Origin of the sequence: Novosphingobium sp. Fuku2-ISO-50, from assembly GCF_001519055.1 — a bacterium.
Lineage (GTDB): Bacteria > Pseudomonadota > Alphaproteobacteria > Sphingomonadales > Sphingomonadaceae > Novosphingobium.
In genome coordinates this window covers 14,690-36,131 of the sequence record NZ_KQ954300.1, presented here as the reverse complement: position 1 = coordinate 36,131, position 21,442 = coordinate 14,690, and the positions used below count along the sequence as shown (strand labels likewise).

22 protein-coding genes and 1 tRNA gene are annotated in these 21,442 nt (G+C 64.2%); 9 read left to right on the top strand and 14 right to left on the bottom strand.

All coding sequences use genetic code 11. From position 1 onward, the window contains the following. Window positions 1-79: 79 nt before the first annotated feature. Window positions 80-1,030: an aldo/keto reductase gene (locus AQZ50_RS16675; RefSeq protein ID WP_067747953.1), complete on the bottom strand. Its 951-nt coding sequence runs from the start codon at window positions 1,028-1,030 to the stop codon at window positions 80-82. Window positions 1,031-1,234: 204 nt separating this feature from the next. Here AQZ50_RS16675 and AQZ50_RS16670 point away from each other — a divergent pair, with 204 nt between their 5' ends. Both AQZ50_RS16670 and AQZ50_RS16665 read left to right on the top strand, forming a co-directional pair. Further along, window positions 1,235-2,215, top strand: coding sequence for a sterol desaturase family protein (locus AQZ50_RS16670; protein WP_067748035.1), 981 nt, complete (start codon window positions 1,235-1,237; stop codon window positions 2,213-2,215). 65 nt (window positions 2,216-2,280) lie between these two features. Then, window positions 2,281-2,895, top strand: coding sequence for a hypothetical protein (locus tag AQZ50_RS16665; RefSeq protein WP_067748033.1), 615 nt, complete (start codon window positions 2,281-2,283; stop codon window positions 2,893-2,895). An 88-nt stretch (window positions 2,896-2,983) separates the two neighbouring features. Here the strand turns inward: AQZ50_RS16665 and rplI are convergent, their stop codons facing one another. The 6 genes from rplI to aroA all read right to left on the bottom strand — a co-directional run bounded on the left by rplI (window position 2,984) and on the right by aroA (window position 6,835). Beyond that, the gene (gene rplI / locus AQZ50_RS16660; protein WP_067747951.1) at window positions 2,984-3,583 is read right to left on the bottom strand and encodes a 50S ribosomal protein L9; all 600 of its coding nucleotides are present in this window, start codon (window positions 3,581-3,583) and stop codon (window positions 2,984-2,986) included. Window positions 3,584-3,595: 12 nt separating this feature from the next. Beyond that, window positions 3,596-3,820 carry a 30S ribosomal protein S18 gene (rpsR, locus tag AQZ50_RS16655; RefSeq protein WP_011445073.1) on the bottom strand — a complete coding sequence of 75 codons (225 nt, stop codon included), beginning with the start codon at window positions 3,818-3,820 and terminating at the stop codon, window positions 3,596-3,598. A gap of 3 nt (window positions 3,821-3,823) precedes the next feature. Continuing rightward, window positions 3,824-4,186: a 30S ribosomal protein S6 gene (gene rpsF, locus AQZ50_RS16650; protein ID WP_067747949.1), complete on the bottom strand. Its 363-nt coding sequence runs from the start codon at window positions 4,184-4,186 to the stop codon at window positions 3,824-3,826. A gap of 170 nt (window positions 4,187-4,356) precedes the next feature. After that, complete coding sequence (locus AQZ50_RS16645) at window positions 4,357-4,716, bottom strand: PilZ domain-containing protein (RefSeq protein ID WP_067747948.1); 360 nt, start codon at window positions 4,714-4,716, stop codon at window positions 4,357-4,359. Between the two features lie 128 nt (window positions 4,717-4,844). Then, window positions 4,845-5,468, bottom strand: coding sequence for a (d)CMP kinase (locus tag AQZ50_RS16640; protein WP_067747946.1), 624 nt, complete (start codon window positions 5,466-5,468; stop codon window positions 4,845-4,847). Continuing rightward, complete coding sequence (gene aroA / locus AQZ50_RS16635) at window positions 5,465-6,835, bottom strand: 3-phosphoshikimate 1-carboxyvinyltransferase (RefSeq protein ID WP_369801433.1); 1,371 nt, start codon at window positions 6,833-6,835, stop codon at window positions 5,465-5,467. Before aroA ends, AQZ50_RS16640 begins: the two co-directional genes overlap by 4 nt. Before the next feature lie 171 nt (window positions 6,836-7,006). Between aroA and AQZ50_RS16630 the strand changes: the two genes are divergently transcribed. Next, window positions 7,007-7,324, top strand: a complete 318-nt coding sequence (locus AQZ50_RS16630; protein WP_067747942.1) for an FYDLN acid domain-containing protein — start codon at window positions 7,007-7,009, stop codon at window positions 7,322-7,324. 159 nt (window positions 7,325-7,483) lie between these two features. After that, a tRNA-Ala gene (locus AQZ50_RS16625) sits at window positions 7,484-7,559 on the top strand. 17 nt (window positions 7,560-7,576) lie between these two features. Here AQZ50_RS16625 and AQZ50_RS16620 read toward each other — a convergent pair. Beyond that, entirely contained in the window at window positions 7,577-8,893 is a 1,317-nt protein-coding gene (locus AQZ50_RS16620) for an APC family permease (RefSeq protein WP_067747940.1), read from the bottom strand. 101 nt (window positions 8,894-8,994) lie between these two features. Here AQZ50_RS16620 and AQZ50_RS16615 point away from each other — a divergent pair, with 101 nt between their 5' ends. Continuing rightward, on the top strand, window positions 8,995-9,753 hold the full coding sequence (locus tag AQZ50_RS16615) for an enoyl-CoA hydratase/isomerase family protein (protein WP_067747938.1): 759 nt from the start codon (window positions 8,995-8,997) through the stop codon (window positions 9,751-9,753). A gap of 102 nt (window positions 9,754-9,855) precedes the next feature. After that, window positions 9,856-11,928 carry a M13 family metallopeptidase gene (locus tag AQZ50_RS16610; RefSeq protein WP_067748031.1) on the top strand — a complete coding sequence of 691 codons (2,073 nt, stop codon included), beginning with the start codon at window positions 9,856-9,858 and terminating at the stop codon, window positions 11,926-11,928. A gap of 12 nt (window positions 11,929-11,940) precedes the next feature. Here the strand turns inward: AQZ50_RS16610 and AQZ50_RS16605 are convergent, their stop codons facing one another. Then, on the bottom strand, window positions 11,941-12,891 hold the full coding sequence (locus AQZ50_RS16605; protein WP_067747937.1) for an isopenicillin N synthase family dioxygenase: 951 nt from the start codon (window positions 12,889-12,891) through the stop codon (window positions 11,941-11,943). A 40-nt stretch (window positions 12,892-12,931) separates the two neighbouring features. Here AQZ50_RS16605 and AQZ50_RS16600 point away from each other — a divergent pair, with 40 nt between their 5' ends. Next, entirely contained in the window at window positions 12,932-13,387 is a 456-nt protein-coding gene (locus AQZ50_RS16600; protein ID WP_067747935.1) for an EVE domain-containing protein, read from the top strand. 64 nt (window positions 13,388-13,451) lie between these two features. Then, window positions 13,452-13,703, top strand: a complete 252-nt coding sequence (locus AQZ50_RS16595) for a hypothetical protein (RefSeq protein WP_067747933.1) — start codon at window positions 13,452-13,454, stop codon at window positions 13,701-13,703. Here the strand turns inward: AQZ50_RS16595 and AQZ50_RS16590 are convergent, their stop codons facing one another. Together AQZ50_RS16590 and AQZ50_RS16585 are read right to left on the bottom strand one after the other, a co-directional pair. Further along, window positions 13,704-16,190 carry a beta strand repeat-containing protein gene (locus tag AQZ50_RS16590; RefSeq protein WP_156427411.1) on the bottom strand — a complete coding sequence of 829 codons (2,487 nt, stop codon included), beginning with the start codon at window positions 16,188-16,190 and terminating at the stop codon, window positions 13,704-13,706. A gap of 237 nt (window positions 16,191-16,427) precedes the next feature. Continuing rightward, entirely contained in the window at window positions 16,428-17,756 is a 1,329-nt protein-coding gene (locus AQZ50_RS16585; RefSeq protein ID WP_067747929.1) for an MFS transporter, read from the bottom strand. Between the two features lie 109 nt (window positions 17,757-17,865). Here AQZ50_RS16585 and pgsA point away from each other — a divergent pair, with 109 nt between their 5' ends. Continuing rightward, window positions 17,866-18,459, top strand: a complete 594-nt coding sequence (pgsA, locus tag AQZ50_RS16580) for a CDP-diacylglycerol--glycerol-3-phosphate 3-phosphatidyltransferase (RefSeq protein WP_067747927.1) — start codon at window positions 17,866-17,868, stop codon at window positions 18,457-18,459. A 25-nt stretch (window positions 18,460-18,484) separates the two neighbouring features. Here pgsA and AQZ50_RS16575 read toward each other — a convergent pair whose 3' ends face one another. From AQZ50_RS16575 to rnd, 3 genes are read right to left on the bottom strand one after another with little or no spacing between them, the layout of a single operon-like run. Next, window positions 18,485-19,099, bottom strand: a complete 615-nt coding sequence (locus tag AQZ50_RS16575; protein WP_231730358.1) for a YitT family protein — start codon at window positions 19,097-19,099, stop codon at window positions 18,485-18,487. Beyond that, on the bottom strand, window positions 19,096-19,992 hold the full coding sequence (locus AQZ50_RS16570; RefSeq protein WP_067747925.1) for a hydrogen peroxide-inducible genes activator: 897 nt from the start codon (window positions 19,990-19,992) through the stop codon (window positions 19,096-19,098). The genes AQZ50_RS16575 and AQZ50_RS16570 overlap by 4 nt, the downstream gene beginning before the upstream one ends. After that, entirely contained in the window at window positions 19,992-21,281 is a 1,290-nt protein-coding gene (gene rnd, locus AQZ50_RS16565) for a ribonuclease D (RefSeq protein WP_067747923.1), read from the bottom strand. Before rnd ends, AQZ50_RS16570 begins: the two co-directional genes overlap by 1 nt. Between the last annotated feature and the right edge of the window lie 161 nt (window positions 21,282-21,442).

Genomic DNA, 21,442 nt, shown 5'->3' with positions numbered 1-21,442 from the left:
ATCGATCGATGTCGGAACGGTGCGCGTTGTGGCAGCGCACCATGGCGCCTGCAAGTGGTGTCGCGCCCCGATCAGGCGTTTACTGTGCGCTCGCCAGATCGAGCGCGGCCAGATCGTCAGCGGTCAGCGTCAGCCGGATCGAGCCCAGCAAGTCCTCGACTTGCGCGACGCTCGTGGCGCTGGCGATCGGGGCGGCAATCCCCGGCTGTGCGGCGATCCAGGCGAGCGCGACCTGGGCCAGACTTGCCCCATGCGCCGCCGCTACGGCATCAAGCGCGGCGAGCACGCGCGGGCCGTTGCCATCGACATATTTTTTCACCGATCCGCTGCGGACCCCGGTCAGATCGGCCGTCGTGCGATATTTGCCTGTCAGGTATCCGCTGGCGAGCCCGTAATAGGGCGTCATGCCGATCCCGTGCGCAACGCAGAAATCCTGCACCGCGCCTTCATAGGCATTGCGCTGCAACAGGTTGTATTCGTTTTGCAGCGCCTGATAGCGGGCGAACGCGCCTTTGTCCTGCGCGGCGATCGCGCTGCCCAGCCGCTCGGCGGTAAAGTTCGACGCACCGATCTCGCGCACTTTGCCCGCCTTGACCAATGCGTCAAAAGCTTCAGCGACGGCGCCCTGATCTTGCGTGTCATCGTCGCGATGCGCCAGATAGAGGTCGATGTAATCGGTCCCCAGCCGCCGCAGCGAGCCCTCGATCGCCGCCGCGATATGCGCGGGCGCCAGCCCGGTGCCTTCGCCGATCGGCAGCATCCCGACTTTGGTGGTGATCATGACATCGTCGCGCCGCCCGCGATGGCGCAGCCATTCGCCGATCACCGTCTCGGATTCGCCGCCGACATGCCCCGGAACCCATGCGGAATAGACATCCGCCGTATCGATCATCGTGCCCCCACCGGCAACAAAGGCATCGAGCACGGCAAAGCTCGTCGCGCGATCCGCCGTCCAGCCAAACACATTGCCGCCCAGGATCAGCGGCGGCGTGGTCAAAGGGGACTGTCCGATCGTGCGGGCTTGCGTCATGTCACTCTCCTGCTGCGGCGATTCACGCGGCATGTCGAACCAGATACGGGTTGAAGCAGATACAGGCACCCGGACGCAAACGCCAACACGCGCTGTCATACGGCACCCCGTCCTGCGCGGAAATCATGTACGCCCGATGGCGTATGACGCTGCGGCGGGATTTCGGACATGCTGGGGCGGATATTTGCATATCCCGGGGGCAAGATGGACGGCATTCGCGTAGGCAACAGGGTGATCGGAACCCAGGCGCCGGTCATTGTGGGCTGGGAAAACATCCCCAAAGTCGAAGGCGGCCCGGTGAAGCAGGCCTTCTTTACCTGGTTCCAGCCCACGATGCTGTTCGCGCTGCTCGCGTTCTGGTACTATGCGCCCAATTCCATCGCCAAGGCCTCGACCGCGATCGGCATCGGCATCGGCTTCAAAGTGCTGCTGCTGGGGCTCGAATGGGTGAACCCGCGCTACGCAAGCTGGCGCCTGACCTGGAAGGAGCTGACCACCGACTTGTTCTATGTCGGGCTGACCTATACGCTTCTTCGCCTTGTCGACAGCTACATCGGCAGCGACACCGTGGTCAAAGCGGTCCAGCACCAGTTCCATTGGGACAAGCTTGCGTGGTTCACCGGCTTGCCGTTGCTGGTGCAGGCGTTCCTGATCTCGTTCCTTTTCGATTTCGGGCAATATTGGATGCATCGCGGGATGCATAACTGGTATCCGCTGTGGCTGCCCCATTCGGTGCACCACTACATAACGCAGTTGAACGTCAACAAGGGGGCGGTCGGCAATCCGGTCGAACTCTTTCTGATCGGGCTCGGTATCGGCGGCTTTTTCGACTTTCTGCCGCGCGCCGCCTTGATGGCGGGCACGTTCGGCCTGGCGATCGGGACGTACCAGCATATCAATGTCCGCTTCAATTCGCCGAAATGGTGGCGGTTCCTGTTCAACACCACCGAACATCACAGCCTCCATCATTCGCAGGACTTTGAAGCCACCCGGAGCAACTATTCCGGGTCGTACATCTTCATCGACCGCATGTTCGGCACCTGCATCGATGGCGAAGCGGAACTGTTGGGCATGGAAGGCGGGCGCCGCATGTCGATCCGCGAACAGATGACCTATCCCTTCACCGAGGGCTGGAAGACGCTCAGGGAACGGTTTGGCCGAACGGCGGCGGTGCCGGCCGAATGACGGGGACCGCTCCGTCCGTCATGGCCGGGGGCGGTATCGAAAACGCTTCGCCTAAAGGAAATCGCGTGAACTTGCGCTTCATCGACTGGATCTGGCACGTTGAAGGCAGTCTGGCGCTTGCGCCCGGGCAAACGGGCGATGATGCCTTCGACCGGCTCGACCCGTTGTTTCGCCTGCCCGGCACCAGCCGCGAGCGGAGCGGCGGTGCGCTGGTGTTCCGCAAGAAGGACCAGGCGGCGCAGGACAAGATGTCCGTCTTCGACGGCGGCGTCCTGAGAATCGAAAACGGCATGGGCGGACTGGTGCTGCGCTATCGCCTGGCCAGCCGCGCCTTGTTGTTCTGCTTTCTGGCGCCATTGCTGTTTCTGGGCCTTGCTCAGGTGACCATCGCGATCAACGCGCACCAGAAACCGTCAGCCGAAGAAAGATCGCAAAAGCCCGCAGCCAAAGCGGCAGATGTCCAGCAGAACCCGATCGACAAGGCGCTGGGCGCGCCCGCGCCCGAAAAGCCCGGAAAAGATGGCGCCGGAAAAGATGGTGAGGACAAGCACGACAGGAAACCGTCGCCCACGCCCGCCTATGTCTTTGCGGGGATCTTCGCCGCGCTTTATGTCGCGGGGCGCATTCTCGAAGACAGGCTGATCAAGGCGCTGTTCAAGAAGCGTTTGCTCGACTCGTAAGGCGCCGCAGTTTCAACGAAAAGGGTCCAACGAAAAAGGGGCGCCTCCTTGCGGAAGCGCCCCTCTTCTTCGGATCTTTTGCCGTCGATCAGGCTTCAGCTTGCGCTTCGCCCTCGTCGAGCAGGTCCGACGGGATTTCGCCCGGTTCGGCATTCGGGTCATAGGCTTCGGTGAAGCCGCCGACTTCGGTGTCGAACATGGCGTCGATCACGTCGACGCCCTTCGACTGCAGTTCGGCTTCGTCGGGCGAGCGCGCGACGTTGGCCTTGACCGTGACCGACACTTCGGGGTGCAGCGAAACGCGCACGTCGAAGACGCCGATGGTCTTGATCGGGCGTTCGAGCACGATCATCGACTTGGTCACCTTGCACCCTTGGGCGATCAGGCCGTCGGAGATGTCGCGGACCGAGACCGAGCCATAAAGCTGGCCGGCGTTGGACGCGGCGCGGATCAGCACCACTTCCTTGCCTTCGACATTGCCGGCTTCGGTCTGGGCTTCTTCGCGGCGATGCGCGTTGTCGGATTCGATCTTGGCGCGGTTTGCTTCAAAGATCTTGCGATTGGCGGCGTTGGCGCGCAGCGCCTTTTTGTTGGGCAGCAGGAAATTGCGCGCGTAACCGTCCTTGACGTTCACTTCGTCGCCGATGGTGCCCAGCTTTTCGATGCGCTCGAGCAGGATGATCTGCATGTCTGGCGCTCCTTACTTGACGATGTAGGGAAGCAGGCCGATGTGCCGGGCGCGCTTGATCGCCTGGCTCAGTTCGCGCTGCTTCTTGGCCGAAACCGCAGTGATGCGGCTGGGGACGATCTTGCCACGTTCGGACATGAAACCCTGAAGCAGGCGCACATCCTTGTAGTCGATCTTCGGAGCGTTCTTGCCCGAGAACGGGCAGCTCTTGCGGCGGCGGAAAAACGGACGAGCCATTGCTTATTCCCCTTCGCGTTCGCGACGACGGCTGCGTTCGCGGTCGTTCTTGCGCATCATCACCGAGGGGCCCGATTCGAGCTCGTCCACGCGCACGGTGAGAAAACGGATGATGTCTTCGTTGATCGCGGTCTGGCGTTCCAGCTCGGCCACGACGCCGGCGGGGGCGTCGATGTTGATCAGCACGAAATGCGCCTTGCGGTTCTTCTGGATCTTGTATGCCAGCGGGCGCAGACCCCAGGTTTCAACCTTGACGACTTTGCCCTGGTTGGTCTCGATGATCTCGGTGGCAGTGGCGGCGAGCGCGTCGACCTGAGCCTGGCTCAGATCCTGACGCGCGAGAAAGACATGCTCGTAGAGCGGCATGACCGTCGCGTCCTTTATCAATGGAACCGATCGCTGGCTTGTCCGCGGGATTGCGGGGCCCCTCCGGCTTTCTTCGGCAACCCTGCCGCGTGCGGCTGGGAAGCGGTGGCCCTTAGCGAACCTGCCGGGGAATGCAAGCGGTCAATTGATTTGCGGGCAGGTGATTGGCGTCAGGCTGCGGCGCGGATGGGGCGCGGGGGCGGGGCCGGTTGCGGTGCATGGCCGATGGCATAATCGCCGATCAGCGTATCGAACATCTCGGGCGCCAGCGGGTCGCCGAATTCGAGCCCCGACGTCTTGCCGTTGATCCACACGACAAAGGCCATGCGCGCGGCCTGTCCCGGCAAAAGCAGCGTGATCGCTTCGCCGACTTCGGTGGCATCGATCCCTTCGATTCGCGCGCCGAAGCGTGTCATGTCCTTGAGCATGGCGGTAAACCGCGTCAGCCCATGCTTGCAGCGAACCGGCAATTCAAAGCCGACGCGCGGCGCGCGGCGTTTGCCGGCAAAGATGTCGGCGGTCTGGTCCATCGCGTCTTGCCTTTCGTAGCGCCCCGGACGACATGCCCCGGCGTTTACCACATGACGAAAGGACGACTGCACCCACCCGGGTTTCAGTCCGGCAAGCCCCGCATCCGCATATTTGCGGAGGTTAACCTTCAGGATTGGCTCTGTTTGCGGACGAGGGCGATGGCGGCTGCGATCGCGGCCTCGGGGGTTAAGGCTGATGTATCGAGCAAGGCGGCGCCTTCGTCCCGGCGCAAGGGGGCGGCGCTGCGCGTGCTGTCGCGGGCATCACGCGCGGCGAGGTCGGCCTCGATCGCCTCGCGGCGGACATCTTCGCCGCGTTTGCGCATTTCGAGGAACCGGCGCAGCGCGCGGGCGGCGACGCTGGCGGTGATGTAAAGCTTGGCGTCGGCGTGAGGCGCGATGACCGTGGCGATGTCGCGCCCGTCGAGCACGGCGCCGCCGGGTTGGTCGGCAAAGTCGCGCTGGCGGGCGAGCAGCGCGGCGCGCACTTCGGGATGGACGGAGACGCGGCTGGCGAGCGCCCCGGTGGCCTCGCTGCGCAAAACCGGATCGGCCAGCAGGCTGTCGGGAAAGGCCGTCGCAGCGAGCGCGTCGGCAGCGTTGTCCGGATCGCCATGGTTCAGCGCGACTTGCCGTCCGACGGCGCGATAGAGCAGCCCGGTATCGAGGTGGGGCACGCCGAAATGCGCCGCGAGCGCGCGCGCGATCGTGCCTTTGCCCGATGCGGTCGGGCCGTCGACGGCGATGATCATGCCGCGCTCACGTCGGCGAGCAGGCGTTCGAAGGCCGGAAAGCTGGTCGCGATCGGGCGAGTGTCGTCGACTGTCACGCCGTTTTCGCTGGCCAGCCCGGCGATCGCCATGGCCATGGCGATGCGGTGGTCGAGATGGGTGGCGATGGCGTCGTTTCCGCTGCCGGAGAGGGGTTTTCCGCCGCTGCCGTCGATGATCAGGCCATCGGGGGTTTCCTCGACGCGCGCACCGGCGAGCGTCAGCGCGGCGCGCATCGCGGCGATGCGGTCGGATTCCTTGACGCGCAGTTCTTCAAGGCCCGATGTCACCGTGCGGCCATGGGCGAGCGCGGCGGCGACGAACAGCACGGGGAATTCATCGACCATGCTCGGCACCACGGCCGGATCGACGACGATGCCGTGAAGCGCGCTTGCCCTGACATGCAGGTCGGCCACCGGCTCGCCGCCGACTTCGCGCCGGTCCATTTCGACGATGTGCCCGCCCATCAGGCGCAGGACGTCGAACAGCGCGGCGCGCGTCGGGTTAAGCCCGACGTTTTCGATCACGAGGTCGGACCCCGGCACGATCAGCGCGGCGACGACGAAGAAGGCCGCCGACGACGGATCGCCCGGCACGACGATCCGTTGCGGGCGCAATTCGGGTTGCCCGGTCAGGCGGATGATTCGCGTCCCGTCGGCTTCGATGTCCACCGACAGCTCTGCGCCAAAGCCGCGCAGCATGCGCTCGGAATGATCGCGCGTCGGCACCGGCTCGATCACCGTGATCACGCCCGGCGTATTGAGTCCGGCGAGCAAAACGGCGCTTTTGACCTGCGCGGAGGCGACCGGCAGGCGATAGGTGATCGGCACCGGGGTATCGGTTCCCGTCACGATCAGCGGCAGGCGGCCGCCGGGATAGGTGGTGAAAGTTGCGCCCATGTCGCCAAGTGGCGTGATCACCCGGCCCATCGGCCGCTTTGACAGGCTGGCATCGCCGATAAAGCAGGTGGTGATCGCATGGCTGGCCACGAGACCCATCAGCAGGCGCGTCGATGTGCCCGAATTGCCCATGTCGAGCGCGCCCGCCGGTTGCAGCAGCCCGCCGACGCCCACGCCCGCAACCAGCCAGTCGCCATTGGCCTGGCGCTCGATCGTGGCGCCCATCGCACGCATCGCCGCGGCGGTCGACAGCACGTCCTCGCCTTCGAGCAGGCCGGTCACGCGCGTTTCGCCCACGGTCAGCGCGCCGAGCATGATCGAGCGGTGGCTGATCGACTTGTCCCCCGGTACGCGGATTCGCCCGGTGAGCGGCCCCGTGCCGACAAACCGGCGGGGCAGGGGGGCAGACATCGGGGAAGCTGACACGAAAGAGCCTTTCCGCTGGATCATGAAAGGGGGGCAGATGCGCGCGGCTTTTGACAGCGGCGCGCGCCTATGGCAAGGCGCCGGGCTCTTTCATGGAAACGAGCGGCTTGCCAGCGCACTTTCGCTCGCCCATGACCCATGCCGATTCGCGACCGTTACGGAATGTCCGTGGCGGTAAGGACTTGAGGAAACTTCATGGTCAAGCCGGAATGGGGTGCCAAGCACAGCTGTCCCAAGTGTGGCACCCGCTTTTACGATCTGGGCAAAGATGACCCGGTCACATGCGTCGAGTGCAGATATGCATGGCATCCGGATCCGGTGCTGAAGTCGAAGCAGCCGATTCCCTATGCCGAAATTCAGAAGGAAAAGGTGGACGTCGTTGCCGACGTCGATCTGGCCGATGAAGATCTCGACATCGACGAAGACGGCGATTCGCCCGACAACGACGTCGATCTCGGCGGCGACGACGATCTGGGCGTGCCAGGGCACGAAGGCGTCGACGAAGAGAGCTGAACGGGTGATACGGGGCGCAGCTTCTCCGCTGCGCCCTAAAATTTTCGCTGGCTCGATTTTTGGTCTTGCCAGCCTGTCGGGCCTCCCTTAAAGGCCCGGCTCCCGGCAGGGTACACCGCCGGATGCATCGCCTCCCAGGGCGATTGCGGGAAACAGTGTGGGGCCGTAGCTCAGCTGGGAGAGCGCTACAATGGCATTGTAGAGGTCAGGGGTTCGATCCCCCTCGGCTCCACCAGTTTCCCCTTTCTTTCTTCACCATCTCGCCGCAATGCGTTCGAGCGCCATGCCGATCACCATGACGGCCGCACCCGCCAGCGCCCCCGGTCCGAGCTCGGTCAGCGATGACCACAGCATGGCCAGCGCAAGGCCGCCAAAGGCCAGCGGAAACAACGGGAACAGCGGCGTGCGCACCGGGAATGCCGATGCATCATGGCCCCGGCGCAGACGGATCGCCGCGCCCATCCCGAGCGCGATGAACAGCCAATAGACCGGCGTCATGTAATCGACCATCGCGCCAAAGCCATTGCCCGCAAGCCCGGCCAGCACGGTCAGCAGCGCCGAAAACCCCCCGACCGCAAGCACCGCGCCGATCGGCGTGCCGCGCGTGGCATGCCAGCCGGCGATCGGGCGCAGCGCGGGGATGGCGCGCGCCGCCGCCCAGGTCACGCGCGCGCCGACGATCAGAGTCGAATTGATGCTGGCCACCGCCGATACGGTTACCACCGCGACGACCAGCCATGCCCCCGGCGCGCCAAAGGCTGCGCGTGCGACATCGGCCCCCGGCGCGCTGCTCTGCGCCAGCGCGGCCATGCCCAGGCCATGTGCCATCGCCGCGTTGAGCGCGACATAGAGCACGATCAGCAGCATGATCGCGCCGACCGTGACCAGCGCCATGCCGCGCCGCCCGGCGCGCAGTTCCGCCGACAGCGTCGCCATGTCGCTCCATCCGCCATAGGCGAGGAACACATAGATCAGCGCGACACCAAGATGGGGATGGCCGGGTGGGGCAGGCGGCGGGGCAGGGGGCGGGGCAGGGGGCGGGGCGGCGACAAAGCCCGCCACGATCACCGCCGCAAAGCCCAGCGCGACGAGCGCCACCAGCAAAGCTTGCGTCAGGAATCCCAGCCGCACGTGAATGCAGTTGATCCCGGTCAGCACGGCGACCACCGCCAGCGCAAACAGCGTATGCACGACCGGCCCCATCGGCACGACCGAACCGGCATAATCGGCCAGCAGATGCGCCATCAGCGCGATCCACCCGGTATGCATCACCGCAAAGCGCGACCAGGCATAGAGCGCACCAAGCCGCGCCCCCCATGCCCGCGTCAGAAAGCTGTATTCCCCGCCCGCATCGGGAAAGGCGCAGGCCATTTCGACATAAGACAGCGCGCCGACCAGCGAAGCGAGCCCGCCTGCGACCCACAGCCACAGGAAATGCGACGGCGCGACATTCATGGCGACCGTCGGCGCGGTTTTCAGCGAATCGGTCGACATGATCATGCCCAGCGCGACGAGCGTCGCCGGGGCAAGGCCGAGATGGGGGCGGGGCGCACAAGCCGGGGTATCCATGTCCGTTGGATAAGGCTTGCACGGCGAAGGTCCAGTGCCGCGAGTCGGCCTTGTTGTGACGCGCTCTTGTTGTGACGCGGTGTGGCGGATAGGAGGCGGGCATGATTGCGCACCAGATCACCGATGGCATCGCCACCATCACGCTCGACGCCCCTGCCACCCGCAACGCGCTGCCTCTGGCCGGGTGGCACGCGTTGGCCGGTGCGGTTGCCGCGATTGCTGCGGCGGGGCCGCGCGCGGTGGTTGTGCTCGGCGGAGCGCCGGGCATGTTCTGTTCGGGCTCCGACATTCGCGAAATTGCCGCGCTTGCCGATGATGCGGGTCGCCGCGCGCCGTTTCGTCAGGCCATGCGCGATGCGCTCGAACCGCTGGCGCGGCTGCCCATGCCGGTGATTGCCGCGATTGACGGCGATTGTTTCGGCGCCGGGGTGGCGCTTGCGCTGGCGGCGGATGTGCGCGTAGCCGGGCCGCGCGCCGCCTTTGCGGTGACCCCGGCCAAGCTGGGGATCACCTATCCGCAAGAAGATGTCGCGCGGCTGGTCGCCTTGATCGGGCCGGGGCAGGCCGCGCGCCTGCTTTATGCCGCCGCGCGGATCGATGCGGCCGAGGCTGCGCGGATCGGACTGGTCGAAGTGTCGGCCGGGGACGCTGCGGCAGAGGCCATGGCGCTGGCGCAGGGCATGGCCGCGCTGTCGCCGTCGAGCCTGACTGCGCTGAAGCAGGCGGTGGCGCGCGCGCCGCTGGGGCATGATAGCGCGCTCGATGCCGCATTCGATACGGCCTTTGCCGGGGATGATTTCCGCGAAGGGATCGATGCGTTTCGTGCGCGGCGGCCTGCCCAATTCGCCGATCGCGGGTAATGCCCTTTTTCCGCTGAAACTGGTTTTCCTGAGGCGCCGTGCTATGGGCGGCCCGACGATACTCGCGCGCCCCCTCAAGACGCGGGTTCCGACGGAGGCTTGATGACCAGCAGATGGTTTCGCCGCGCGACTCGCGTTGCGCTCGTGGCATTGCCGCTTTGTTCGCTGCCGCTTTGTTTACTGATTGGGCCCCCGCTCGCGGCGCAGGATCAGGCCCGGGATGCCGATATGCCGCGCTATGGCAGCCTCGGCCTCGATACCGGCAACATGAACCGCGATCTGGTTCCGGGCGATGATTTCTTTGCCTATATGGAAGGGAACTGGGCCGATCACACCTCGATCCCGCCTGACAAGACCCGCATTGGCTATAACTACGATCTCGAAGACAAAGTCGCCGAGGACGTGCGCGCGATCGCCGAAAACGCGGTGGCCCGTCCCGACAGCCCGACGGCGCAACGCATTGCTGCCGTATGGGCCGCGTGGATGGACGAAAAGGGCATCGAGGCGCGCGGGGTTGCCGGATTGCAGCCGCTGGTTGCGCGCATTGCCGCGATCAAGACGCGGCGGGACTTGATGGAAACGATGGCCGAGCCCGGCTTTGCCAGCGCGATCGGTTTTTCGATCGGGCCCGATGCGAAAGACCCCGGCCACTATGTGCTGGGCGCCGATCAGGGCGATCTCGGTCTTCCGGCGCGCGACTATTATCTGGAGCCCGGCGAAAAATACGACACCGTGCGCAAGGCCTATGTCGATTACATCGCGCAGATCTTCACGCTGGCGGGCGTGTCCGAAGGGGCGACGCGGGCAAGCGCGATCATGGCGCTGGAAACCGCGCTGGCCAAAGCCGACTGGGCGCCAGAGCGGCTGCGCGATCCGCAGGCGACGTACAATCCGGTGCCGCGGGCCAGGCTCGCCGCCTTTGTCCCCGGCATCGCCTGGGACGCGATGCTTGCCCGACTCGGTGTGCCGCAGGCCAAAGTGATCGTGGTGGGCGAGCCGAGCGCGGTTCGCGCCATCGGGCAACATCTTGCGCGTGATCCGATTGAATTGTGGAAGGATTACCTGGTCTTCCGTCTGATCAGCGACATGGCCCCCGATTTGCCGGCGGCGTTCGATCAGGCGCACTTCGATTTTTACGGTCGCGTGCTGGGCGGGGTGACGCAGCAGCGCCCGCGCTGGAAACGCGGCGTCGATGTCCTGAACCGCGAGCTGGGGCAGGATGTGGGGCAGATCTATCTCAAGACACATTGGTCCGACGAGGCCGACAAGCAGATGGCGGAACTGATCGACGATCTCAAAGCCGCCTATGCCGACCGCATCGCCCATGCCGCCTGGATGGACGCACCGACCCGCGCCGCCGCACTGGCCAAGCTGGCAGCGTTTGAAGCGCGCGTCGCCGGGCCCAAAACGCCGATCGATTACAGCGATTTCCATGCCACCGGCGATGCCTTTGCCAACGCGATCGAGATGCAGCGGTTTCAGTGGGCGCTGCAGGTAAAGCGCTATGGCGGCCCGGTCGATCGCGGGGTGTGGGACATGAACCCGCAGACGGTAAACGCCTATTACAACCCGCAGACCAACCAGATCACCTTTCCCGCCGCCGAATTGCAGCCGCCGTTCTTTGATCCCAACGCCGACCCGGCGGTCAATTATGGCGCGGCGGGCGCAACCATCGGCCATGAAATGGGCCACGCCTTCGACGACCAGGGGAGTCAGTTCGACGGGCAGGGGCGGCTCAGGAACTGGTGGACGGCGGCCAGCGCGGCCAAATTCAAGGCGCATGCCGATGCACTGGTCAAGCAGTTCGACGCCTACGAACCGTTGCCCGGGCTGCATATCAAGGGCGCGCTGACGCTGGGCGAAAACCTGGCCGACCTCGGCGGGCTCGAAGCGGCTTATGCCGCGTGGCGCCGCTATCAGGTCCGTCATGGCGAAGCGGTGGAGCTTGACGGGATGACCGGCGATCAGCGCTTTTTCCTGTCCTATGCGCAAAGCTGGCAGGCGCAAGTGCGCGACGAGACCTTGCGCAACCAGGTGCTGAGCGATCCGCACAGCCCCGACTCGTTTCGCGTCAACGGCATCGTGCGCAACATGGACGAATGGGTTGCGGCGTTTGACGTGAAGCCGGAGGCCAAGCTCTACCTGCCGCCGGAAAGCCGCGTTCACATCTGGTGACGCCAGGCACGGCTACATGATCAGCCCGATCTCGCGCAGGCGCTGGTGCAGATAGGCGTCGGCCGTGATCGGGTCGGGATAGCGGTCGGGATTGGCCGCGCTGATGCAGCCGGGCAGCGTGCGGATTTCAAAATCGCTGCGCAAATGCAGGAAAAACGGCATCGAATACCTGCTGAACCGCGCGCGATCACCGCGCGGATTGCGCACGCGGTGCGTTGTCGAAGGCAGGACATGGTTGGTCAGGCGTTGCAGCATGTCGCCGATGTTGATCGCCAGCGCGCCTTGCGGCGGGGTGACTTCGATCCACTGCCCGTCGCGGGTGAGCAGTTCGAGCCCGGCTTCTTCCGCGCCGAGCAGCAGGGTGATCAGATTGATGTCTTCGTGCGCGCCGGCGCGGATCGCCCCTTCGGGCGCATCGGCGATCGGCGGATAGTGCAACAGGCGCAGGACCGAATTGCCGTCGGCGATCGCCGGGGCGAACCAGTCCGCCGACAGGCCGAGCCGGACGGCAAGGTAGGACAGGATCTGCGCGCCGACGCGGTCGAATTCGGCAAACAGCGTGCGGAACGTTTCGGCAAAGTCTCCCGGCCGGTCGGGCCACAGATTCGGCGGCATGCGGTCCGCCAGCGGGTGGCCCGGCGCCAGATCGCGCCCGATGTGCCAGAATTCCTTGAGATCGTGGACGTCCGCGCCTTTGGCGATTTCGGTCCCAAACGGAGTATAGCCGCGCGCGCCGCCTGTGCCGGGCACATGGCTGCGCCGCTTTTCCGCCTCGGGCAGGGCAAAGAACGCCTCCGTCAGCTCCCACGCCCGCGCGATCAGCGCCGGATCGATGCCGTGATCGGCGACCATGGCAAAGCCGAATCGGCCAAAGCTGTCGCCGAGTGCGTCCGGCAGGGCTTTGGAATCCTGCGCCAGCGAGATGACGGGGAGACTTGGCAGAACGGGCGTTTCAGGCGACATGCGACAATCCGTGATCAGTTTGCATGCCTAGTGGAGCACCATGACCCCTTTTGCCAATCCTGATGTGACCGGAAAACAGCTTTGGCTGATGAAGTCCGAGCCCGATGCCTACAGCTTTGACGATCTCGTTGCCGAGGGCGAGGGGACGTGGGACGGGGTGCGCAATCACCTTGCCGCACGCAATCTGCGCACAATGCGCGAAGGCGATCTCGTGTTTTTCTATCATTCCAACATCGGCAAGGCGATCGTCGCGGTGGCGATGGTTTCGGTCCCCGGGCTGATCGATCCGACCGATCCCGAAGGCAAATGGGCCGCCGTCAAGGTCCGCCCCGTGGCGCGGCTGGCGCATCCGGTCACCTTGGCGACGATCAAGGCCACGCCGGACCTTGCCGGGATGGACCTTTTGCGCCTGTCGCGGCTGTCGGTTTCGGCGGTGCGGCCCGAAGAATGGGCGCTGCTGCTCGACATGGCCGGTGGTCTGTTGTCCCTTTCCTGAACGGGTCTGAAATAGCGTCGGGCGAGGGATGCCCAAATAGTTAACAAGTCGTTAAGCCGGGGTCATGAGCACGACCGCCATCGTGCCGGGTCGCCCCGGCCAGCCCAACGCCTTTCGCCGCCAGTTGCCCGATCGCGTGCGCAGCCGCTTGCGCGCGCCGATGCCGCGATGGGAACCCGAAGTCGAAGCGGCGATGGAACGCGCTGCGCTCCGCTCGCCGCCGGTCAACTGGCGCCGCCTTACCGCACAGGACGTGCGCGATTTCCTGCTCGCCTATTGCGCCTGCTTCGTGGCGCTGCAGACGTTTTTGATGTGATCAGTTCTTCTTGCCGAGGAATACCCCGGCCAGATTGGTTGCGCCGACCGGGTTGCCATTGGCGGACGGCAGGTTGATGGTAAACGCCGCGCCGACTTCGCTCGCCGTCGGGCCATAGAAATTGCCCTGGATGATGCCGGTTGCGACGGACGTGGTCGTGGGCGTCTGGCCGCTGAACGCACCGCCGGACGTGGTGCCGGTGAACGTATAGCTGCCCAGACTTTGCGCGGTCCCGCCGCCTACGGGAGTCGCATTGAGATTGAGCGTGGTGCTCGTGGCTCCCGTGCCGAAATTGGCGCTCAACTGGCCCGTTCCGCCCAGCGCGAGATCGCCGTTTGACACTGCGGGATCGTAGCCCTTGCCATAGACGACACCCGAATACGTTGCAGATCCTGTCGTCGGGGCATTGGTGCTGCTGGTCGGCAGACCGAACACTTCGAAATGGTCGACGGGATAGCTCGTGCCGTTTGGTCCGTTTGGTTCGGTCTGCGTGATTTGGGCAAAGCTGACATAACTCAACTGGATCACCGGATTGGCGGCACCCGTGTTGAAAATGCGCGCGGCAAGATTGGGCCCGCTATAGGCGGTGAATGTCGCGTTGCTGTTGGCGCTGTCCACGTTGGATGGGCCGAGCACTGCGCTCGCCGCCGGCAGGCCGGTGTTATAGGCCGCGCTGGTGCTCGAAACGGTGTAGGTCTTGCTGGCCGGGTCATAGGCGATCTGTGTCGAACCGGATTCGACCAGGCTTTCCTGCAAGCCATAGGCGGATTCGTTGGTGGCCAACGCGGTCGGGGCGCTCAGCGATCCCAAAGTCGCATTGGAGTCGACGATGCTGCTGTTTGTCGTGCCGGTCATCAAACCGGCAAGATCGGTGCCGTCGCTGCCGGTGGCGTTGAACACCGCGCCCACTTCACTGGCTGTCGGACCGAACACACTGCCTTGCATGCTGCCGCTATAGGTGGTGGTGCCGCCGACCGACAGGCTGCCGGTAAACGAGTTGGTCCCGGAGGCCAGTGTTCCCGTCCCGGAAAAATTGCCGATGGACGTGACGCCGCTGGTGGTGACCTGCCCGCTGCCAAAATTGATCCCGATCGTGCCGCTGCCGGTTACCTCGGTGGGCTGAATGCCGGTCTTTTGATTGGCGACGGCGCCGTCGAAATCGACCACATATCCGGCAAAACCGGTTGTCGGCAGTGCGGAAACCGGCGTGTCGATGCCGATCAGAAAATAGTCATAGAGATGGTTGCTGTTGATCCACGAACTGGCGACTGCACCGTAGACATATTGGGTGGTATAAGGGGCCGTATAAGGGGCTATATTACTGGAATATGCGTCTGGATTGACCAGCGATGCGGCGTCAACATTGACAAATCTGACTGCCATATTGGGGGATGAAATAACCGAGCCGATCGAGTTGCCGCTGGTCTGACCGGAAAAATTCAAACTCTGATAGTATCCCGGGGTCAAAATCGTGGCGAGCCCCGTCGCGCCGACCAGGCCAAGTTCCAGACTGTCAATCCCGCTGGTTCCGGTGCCTCCGGTATATTGCCGTGAACTGGCAACGGTCTGGAACTGCGGCGAATTGATCGTGGCAAAGCTGGTTGCCGGGGGGGATGCCGTCTCGCTGCGACCGATGATTACCCCCGATCCTACAGCGTCGCCATTGTTGTTCGAGAGATAGAAACTGCCCCCGACTTCCTGCGCGCCGGGGCCATAGAGTCGGCCTGCGAGCTGTCCATAGCCAATCGTATCGATGTCGAGCGGACCGGTAAAACTGCCGGTACTGCTCAAAGTGCCCGAACCGGTGAACATGGCGCCTCCGGTGGTCTTCCCGCCCAGGACCAGCTTGCCGGTTGCGAAATCGATGCCCAACTGGCCCTGTCCGGTAATGGCATAGATCGAAACCTGGTTGATCGCCGCCGCTCCATAGGCACCGATCAGGTCGATCGCATAAGTGCCCACGCCGCTGAGCGGCACGGCGGCAGTCGGCGTCGGCTCGCCATAAGTCACGGCATAAAGGCCGCCGTTGCCCGAACTCGTGTTGATCGTGGCATTTTGCCAGAAGGCGGCGCCAACATATTCGTAGGTAAACCGGCCGCTGGTGCCGGGGTTGGTCACGGTCAGGCTGTCGGTGGTATTGCCCGATTTGATCAGATAGACCGTTTCTGCACTGTTGGTCAGCGCAGCATCGATGTTGGCGGGGCCAAATGTCTGGGCTGCGCCGCGAACCGTCATCGTATAGGACTGGGTTCCGGCGTTGTAGACAAATGTCGCCGTCGTGGCGCCGTACGAACCCGAAGTGCCCGCGCTCGATCCGCTGAGCGAGGCTTGCGCCGCGTCGTTGACAAAGCTCTCGCTTTTCAAGGGGCCGAGCAGGGTGGTGTTGGCGCCGGCCGGGGGCGCCGGAGGGGGCGAGGGCGGAGCGGGCGTCGAATTGACAGCGCCGCTGCCATCGCCGCCGCAGCCGGCGACAAGCATACAGAGCATCGACGACGCCAACAGCGTCGCAAGTTTTGCAGCTTTCATCGAATCCCCGATTTCGTCACCAGAATAACAGCCGTCGCGAGCTTAGACATGCCAAATCTGATTTCAAATTATAATTGCATTCCCGCCATTTCGGATAATTTTTCGGAACACATCGGGGCGATTCATTCAATTCCTGCGGCAGATTTTGCAACTGCAAGCGAAATCACGTAACGTAACGGTTTCGGGTCTTCCCGCGCATCAATCGAACGAGTGTTCGATTTCGCCGATGTGCGCCTGTTCGACTTTGTACAGGCGCCAGGCGAGCAGCGCCGAGATCGAGCACATCGCCGCGCCGAGCAGCAATTGGTGAACGATGGCCACGCCCCGCGCGCTCAGGCTGACGGCGACGAGCGAACCGATCACCATCGCGCCCGAATTGACGATGTTGTTGGCGGCAATCGTGCGCGATGTTTCCGCCTTGTCGACCACGGTGGTCAAAAAGGCATAGAGCGGCACGACGAACATCCCCCCGGCAACGGCAATGCCCAGCAACGAGCCGAGCAGGGGAATCGCCAATGGCTGATGCACGAAAGTCCACGCGTCGAGCAGATGATCGCGCCCGCGCGGCGGCCATTGGCGGCAAACGAAGTCGAACGCGACGATGAACCCGGCCATGACCATGACCGACATCGGGGCATAGCGCGCCGAGACCTTGCCCCCGAGCAGGCGGTTGATCGACACCGAGCCGATGGCCACACCGATCGAAAACATCACCAGAAACAGGCTGGCGACACTCTTGCTCGCACCCAGGACATTTTTGGCAAGCGGGGGAAACTGGATGAACAGCACGGCACCGACCGCCCAGAATACGCTGATCGCCGAAATCGCCAGAAACACGCGCGGGTGCCGCATGGTCATCCGCACGAGCTTTATCGAGGATCGCACGATGTGCAGGTCGATCGGCTGCGCCTCCATCATCGGCGGGGCAGGCGGCACGCTTTGCGCTGCGACCAGCCCGACCAGCGCAGTAACCACGACAGCCACCGCAGCCCATTGCACCGGGATGAACCCGGCCAGGATCGTGCCGGCGAGAATGGCGATATAAGTGCCCGCCTCGACCAGCCCGGTGCCCGCCAACACTTCGTCGGGATGCAGATGCTGCGGCAGGATCGCGTATTTGATCGGCCCGAAGAACGAGGAATGCACCCCCATCGCCAGAAGCGCGGCGAGCATCAGCGGGATCGAGACGGTCTCGATCGAAATCCGGTTCCACGCCAGAATCAGCCCGGCGCCGCCGACCAGCATGATGCCGACTTCACAGCATTTGATGATGCGGATCAGCCGCGCCTTGTCGCGCATGTCGGCCAATTGCCCCGCCAGCGCCGACAGCAGAAAGAACGGCAGGATGAACAGCCCCGAGGCGATCGCGGAAAACCGCGCTTCCTCGCTCTCGGAATTGTACAGGCTGTAGACCACGAACAGCAGCATCGCGTTCTTGTAGAGGTTATCGTTGAACGCGCCGAGCAGCTGCGTGACAAACAGCGGAAGAAAGCGGCGTTGGCGGATCAGATGGGTGTTGGTGGTCATCAAGCCCCGAATTGGCATCCCCGTGCAGGGGTGAACCCTTAGCGCCCAGCGCGGGCCGGGCAAGAGCGATGTTTCCATATCGCGCGCTTGGCGATATGGGCTTATCGGTATGCTGACTTTGCCCAACATCCTGACCCTGTCGCGGATCGTCACGGTTCCCGTGCTGGTCGGCCTGTTGTGGTGGCCCGAATGGGCGCCGGGCTATGGCCTGGCCTTTGCCATCTATTGCCTGATGGGGATCACCGACTATTTCGACGGCTATCTCGCGCGCGCGCAGGGCACCGTTTCAAAACTCGGCATTTTTCTCGATCCGATCGCCGACAAGATCATGGTCGCGGCGGTGATTCTGGTGCTCGCGGCAAGGGGGGTACTGACCGGGCCCTATGTCGGATCGCTCCATGTCATTGCCGGGCTGGTCATCCTGCTGCGCGAGATCGCGGTTTCGGGCTTGCGCGAATTCCTCGGCGGGCTGCAAGTCTCGGTGCCGGTGTCAAAGCTCGCCAAATGGAAGACTGCGGCGCAGATGGTCGCGCTGGGGGCCTTGATTCTGGGCGCGGCGCTGCCCGGGTGGAACGCGGTGCTCGGCGGGATCGAGGTCAATGTGCCGCATACCGTCGGGCTCACGACGCTGTGGACGGCGGCGGCGCTGACACTGATCACCGGCTGGGATTATCTGCGCGTCGGCCTCAAGCACATGGATTGACTGATAAATATAGGGATTTACGCGGCTAAGCCTCGGCCAGATAGCGGTCGGGGCGGTGCCAGACGAGCACCATGGCATTGGTCGTAAAGGCGGCGACCAGCGACCAGAATCCGCGCTCCAGCCCCAGCGCGACGAAGGCACTGGCGACGATGGCGGCATCGCATGCCATGCTGATCGCCCCGAAATGCCAGCCGGTGCGTTGGCTCAGCCAGCGCGCGATCGCGGAAAGCCCGCCGACCCCGGTGGCATGGCGCGTCACGGCCAGAATGCCGACCCCGGTCACCGTGCCGCCGACGATCGCGGCAAGCGGGCGGTTGATCGTCGCCACCACCAGCCCGTGTTCGACCAGCCCGATCAGCCCCATGAGCAAGATCGTCGCGGCAATCGTGCGCAATGTATAGGCCGTGCCCAATCGCGGCCAGAACAGCAGGAAAATCGGCAGGTTGATCGCGGTAAACAGCGGTCCCGGCGCAATCGGCAGGGCATAGGACAGCAACAGCGCAATGCCCGCAACGCCCCCGGTGGTCAGCCGCGCGGCATGGAGCAAGGCAACCCCCAGCGCGAGGACGAGGCAGCCGGTGGCAAGGCCAAACGCGTCTTCGGCCAGTGTATGCGGCACGGTCTGACGGGTCTCGTTCATCCGGCGCGCAGTTCCTCGGCAAGCAAGTGAAATTCATCGGCGCGCGGCGAATTCTTGCGCCAGACCAGGGCGATTTCGCGAAAGGCGTGATCGCTGATCAACGGGCGGGCGACGATCCGCGTCCCTGCCAGAATCCCGGCATTGATCGCCATTTCGGGCAGCATGGTCAGCCCCAGCCCATTGTCGACCATCTGCACCAGCGTGTGCAGCGAAGTGCCGATCATCGTCGCGCTGGCGCGCAATTCGGGCCGGTTGCACGCTGCCAGCGCATGTTCTTTCAGGCAATGGCCGTCTTCGAGCAGCAGCAGGCGGGTCTCATCGATCGTTGCCGGCGCGATCATCTGCGGCGGATCGCGCGGATCGTCGTGCGGAAAGGCGACCAGCAGCGGATCGTTGAACAAGTGATGGAAATCGACATCGCCGGTCGCAAACGGCAGCGCCATCAGGACGCAGTCGGCGCGCCCGTGATGCAGCGATTCGATCGCCGCCGCGCTCGGCTCTTCGCGCAGAAACAGGCGCAGTTGCGGCCGTTCGGCGCGCAGCCGGGGCAGGATGCGCGGCAGGAGAAACGGCGCGATCGTCGGGATCACGCTCATCCGCAATTCGCCCGTCAGCGGCGCGCCATGCGACTGGACCAGTTCCGAAAGCTCTTCGGCCTCGCGCAACAGGCGGTGCGCCTTGGCCACGACCTGATTGCCGAGCGGGGTAAAGCGCACCACGCGCCGGGTACGTTCGACCAGCACCACATCGAGCAGCGATTCAAGCTCGCGCAGACCCGCCGACAGCGTCGATTGCGACACGAAACAGGCGTCTGCCGCGCGGCCGAAATGGCCGTGTTCGTGCAACGCAACGAGGTATTGCAACTGCTTGAGCGTCGGCAGGTAGATCGCCATCAGCTTTCGCCGCCGTCCTCTGAACCGTCTTCAGGGGCGTCGCCCGCTTCGATCATGGTGAATTCGGCTTCGATCTCGGGCTCCGGCTCGCCCTGCTCGGGGTTGCCGCCGTCGCTGCCGATATCGTCGATATGCGCCATTTTCAGCTTGCCGCGCACGACGGCAAAGGCGAGCTTGCCCTCGACCAGTTCCAGCGCGTCGCGACCAAACTGGTCAAAGCGCCAGCCTTCGAGAATCGCCAGCCCCTTGCGCTGCCCGGCGGCGAGCGCTTCGAGATCGTCGCTGCGCGCGAGCAGGCGCGAGGCGATGTCGATCTCGCGGCTGCGGATCTTGAGCAACAGCTTGAGCAAATCGGCGACGAGCGCGCCTTCCTTGCCCAAAGGCGCGCCGCGCGGGGCGCGTGGCGGCAATTCCGCCTCGCTCAACGGCTGCGCATTGGCAAGGCACTGCATCAGCCTGCGCCCGATCTCGTTTTCGCGCCATCCGGTCGACAGGCCGCGCACTTTGGCAAGATCGGCCTGTTCGCGCGGCGGATGGCTGGCGAGGTCGGCCAAAGTCTCGTCGCGCATGATCCGGCCGCGCGGGATGTTCTTGTCCATCGCCTCGGTCTCGCGCCAGGCGGCCAGCGCCTTCATCCGGCCGAGCACAGCGGGATTGCGGCTGGGCGGACGAATTTTCAGCCAGACGGTCTGGGGGTCGCTGCGATAGTGTTCCGGATCGGCCAGCTTTTCCATCTCGATGTCGAGCCATTCGCCGCGCCCGGTGCGGATCAACCGCTTGAGCATACGCGGGAAAATCTTTGACAGATGGGTAACGTCGCCGATCGCGTATTCGATCTGCCGCTCGGTCAGCGGGCGGCGCGACCAATCGGTAAAGCGCGCGCCCTTGTCGACCGAAAAGCCCAGCCAGCTTTCGACCAGATTGGAATAGCCGATCTGTTCCGACTGGCTGATCGCCATCATCGCGATCTGCGTGTCGAATATCGGATGCGGCGTGCGCCCGGTCAGGTTGTAGATGATTTCCACATCCTGCCCGCCGGCATGAAACACCTTGAGCACGTCTTCGTTGTCGACCAGCAGCTCGAGCAGCGGCGACAAATCGATTCCCGGCGCCATCGGGTCGATCGCGGCGGCTTCCTTGTCATCGGCGATCTGCACCAGGCACAGTTCGGGCCAGTAGGTGTTTTCACGCATGAATTCGGTGTCGACGGTGATGAAATCGGCCTTGGCCAGTCGGCTGCAAAGATCGGCCAGGGCGTCGGTAGTGGTGATCAGCGGATGGATCTTCATCGGTCTTTTTTCTTCTCGGCCTTCGCGCGGACGCCTATGGCGGCGAAAGGGGCCTCACGGGGTACCCCCGTCCGGGGGCGGCGGCTTGACAAACGGGCGGCCATCGCCTTTTGGCCGCTGACAAATCCCTGCCTCAATGCGGGCACTTTGGAAAGACCTTC

Bases quoted from the DNA above. Each gene is read 5' to 3' on its own strand.
- AQZ50_RS16585 (WP_067747929.1), bottom strand. From the start codon at position 17,756: ATGACCACCAACACCCATCTGATCCGCCAACGCCGCTTTCTTCCGCTG.
- rpsR (WP_011445073.1), bottom strand. From the start codon at position 3,820: ATGGCTCGTCCGTTTTTCCGCCGCCGCAAGAGCTGCCCGTTCTCGGGC.
- rnd (WP_067747923.1), bottom strand. From the start codon at position 21,281: ATGAAGATCCATCCGCTGATCACCACTACCGACGCCCTGGCCGATCTT.
- rplI (WP_067747951.1), bottom strand. From the start codon at position 3,583: ATGCAGATCATCCTGCTCGAGCGCATCGAAAAGCTGGGCACCATCGGC.
- rpsF (WP_067747949.1), bottom strand. From the start codon at position 4,186: ATGCCGCTCTACGAGCATGTCTTTCTCGCGCGTCAGGATCTGAGCCAG.
- AQZ50_RS16570 (WP_067747925.1), bottom strand. From the start codon at position 19,992: ATGGCGATCTACCTGCCGACGCTCAAGCAGTTGCAATACCTCGTTGCG.
- AQZ50_RS16630 (WP_067747942.1), top strand. From the start codon at position 7,007: ATGGTCAAGCCGGAATGGGGTGCCAAGCACAGCTGTCCCAAGTGTGGC.
- AQZ50_RS16670 (WP_067748035.1), top strand. From the start codon at position 1,235: ATGGACGGCATTCGCGTAGGCAACAGGGTGATCGGAACCCAGGCGCCG.
- AQZ50_RS16595 (WP_067747933.1), top strand. From the start codon at position 13,452: ATGAGCACGACCGCCATCGTGCCGGGTCGCCCCGGCCAGCCCAACGCC.
- AQZ50_RS16600 (WP_067747935.1), top strand. From the start codon at position 12,932: ATGACCCCTTTTGCCAATCCTGATGTGACCGGAAAACAGCTTTGGCTG.
- AQZ50_RS16645 (WP_067747948.1), bottom strand. From the start codon at position 4,716: ATGGACCAGACCGCCGACATCTTTGCCGGCAAACGCCGCGCGCCGCGC.
- AQZ50_RS16615 (WP_067747938.1), top strand. From the start codon at position 8,995: ATGATTGCGCACCAGATCACCGATGGCATCGCCACCATCACGCTCGAC.
- AQZ50_RS16640 (WP_067747946.1), bottom strand. From the start codon at position 5,468: ATGATCATCGCCGTCGACGGCCCGACCGCATCGGGCAAAGGCACGATC.
- AQZ50_RS16675 (WP_067747953.1), bottom strand. From the start codon at position 1,030: ATGACGCAAGCCCGCACGATCGGACAGTCCCCTTTGACCACGCCGCCG.
- AQZ50_RS16610 (WP_067748031.1), top strand. From the start codon at position 9,856: ATGACCAGCAGATGGTTTCGCCGCGCGACTCGCGTTGCGCTCGTGGCA.
- AQZ50_RS16605 (WP_067747937.1), bottom strand. From the start codon at position 12,891: ATGTCGCCTGAAACGCCCGTTCTGCCAAGTCTCCCCGTCATCTCGCTG.
- aroA (WP_369801433.1), bottom strand. From the start codon at position 6,835: ATGATCCAGCGGAAAGGCTCTTTCGTGTCAGCTTCCCCGATGTCTGCC.
- pgsA (WP_067747927.1), top strand. From the start codon at position 17,866: ATGCTGACTTTGCCCAACATCCTGACCCTGTCGCGGATCGTCACGGTT.
- AQZ50_RS16590 (WP_156427411.1), bottom strand. From the start codon at position 16,190: ATGCTCTGTATGCTTGTCGCCGGCTGCGGCGGCGATGGCAGCGGCGCT.
- AQZ50_RS16620 (WP_067747940.1), bottom strand. From the start codon at position 8,893: ATGGATACCCCGGCTTGTGCGCCCCGCCCCCATCTCGGCCTTGCCCCG.
- AQZ50_RS16575 (WP_231730358.1), bottom strand. From the start codon at position 19,099: ATGAACGAGACCCGTCAGACCGTGCCGCATACACTGGCCGAAGACGCG.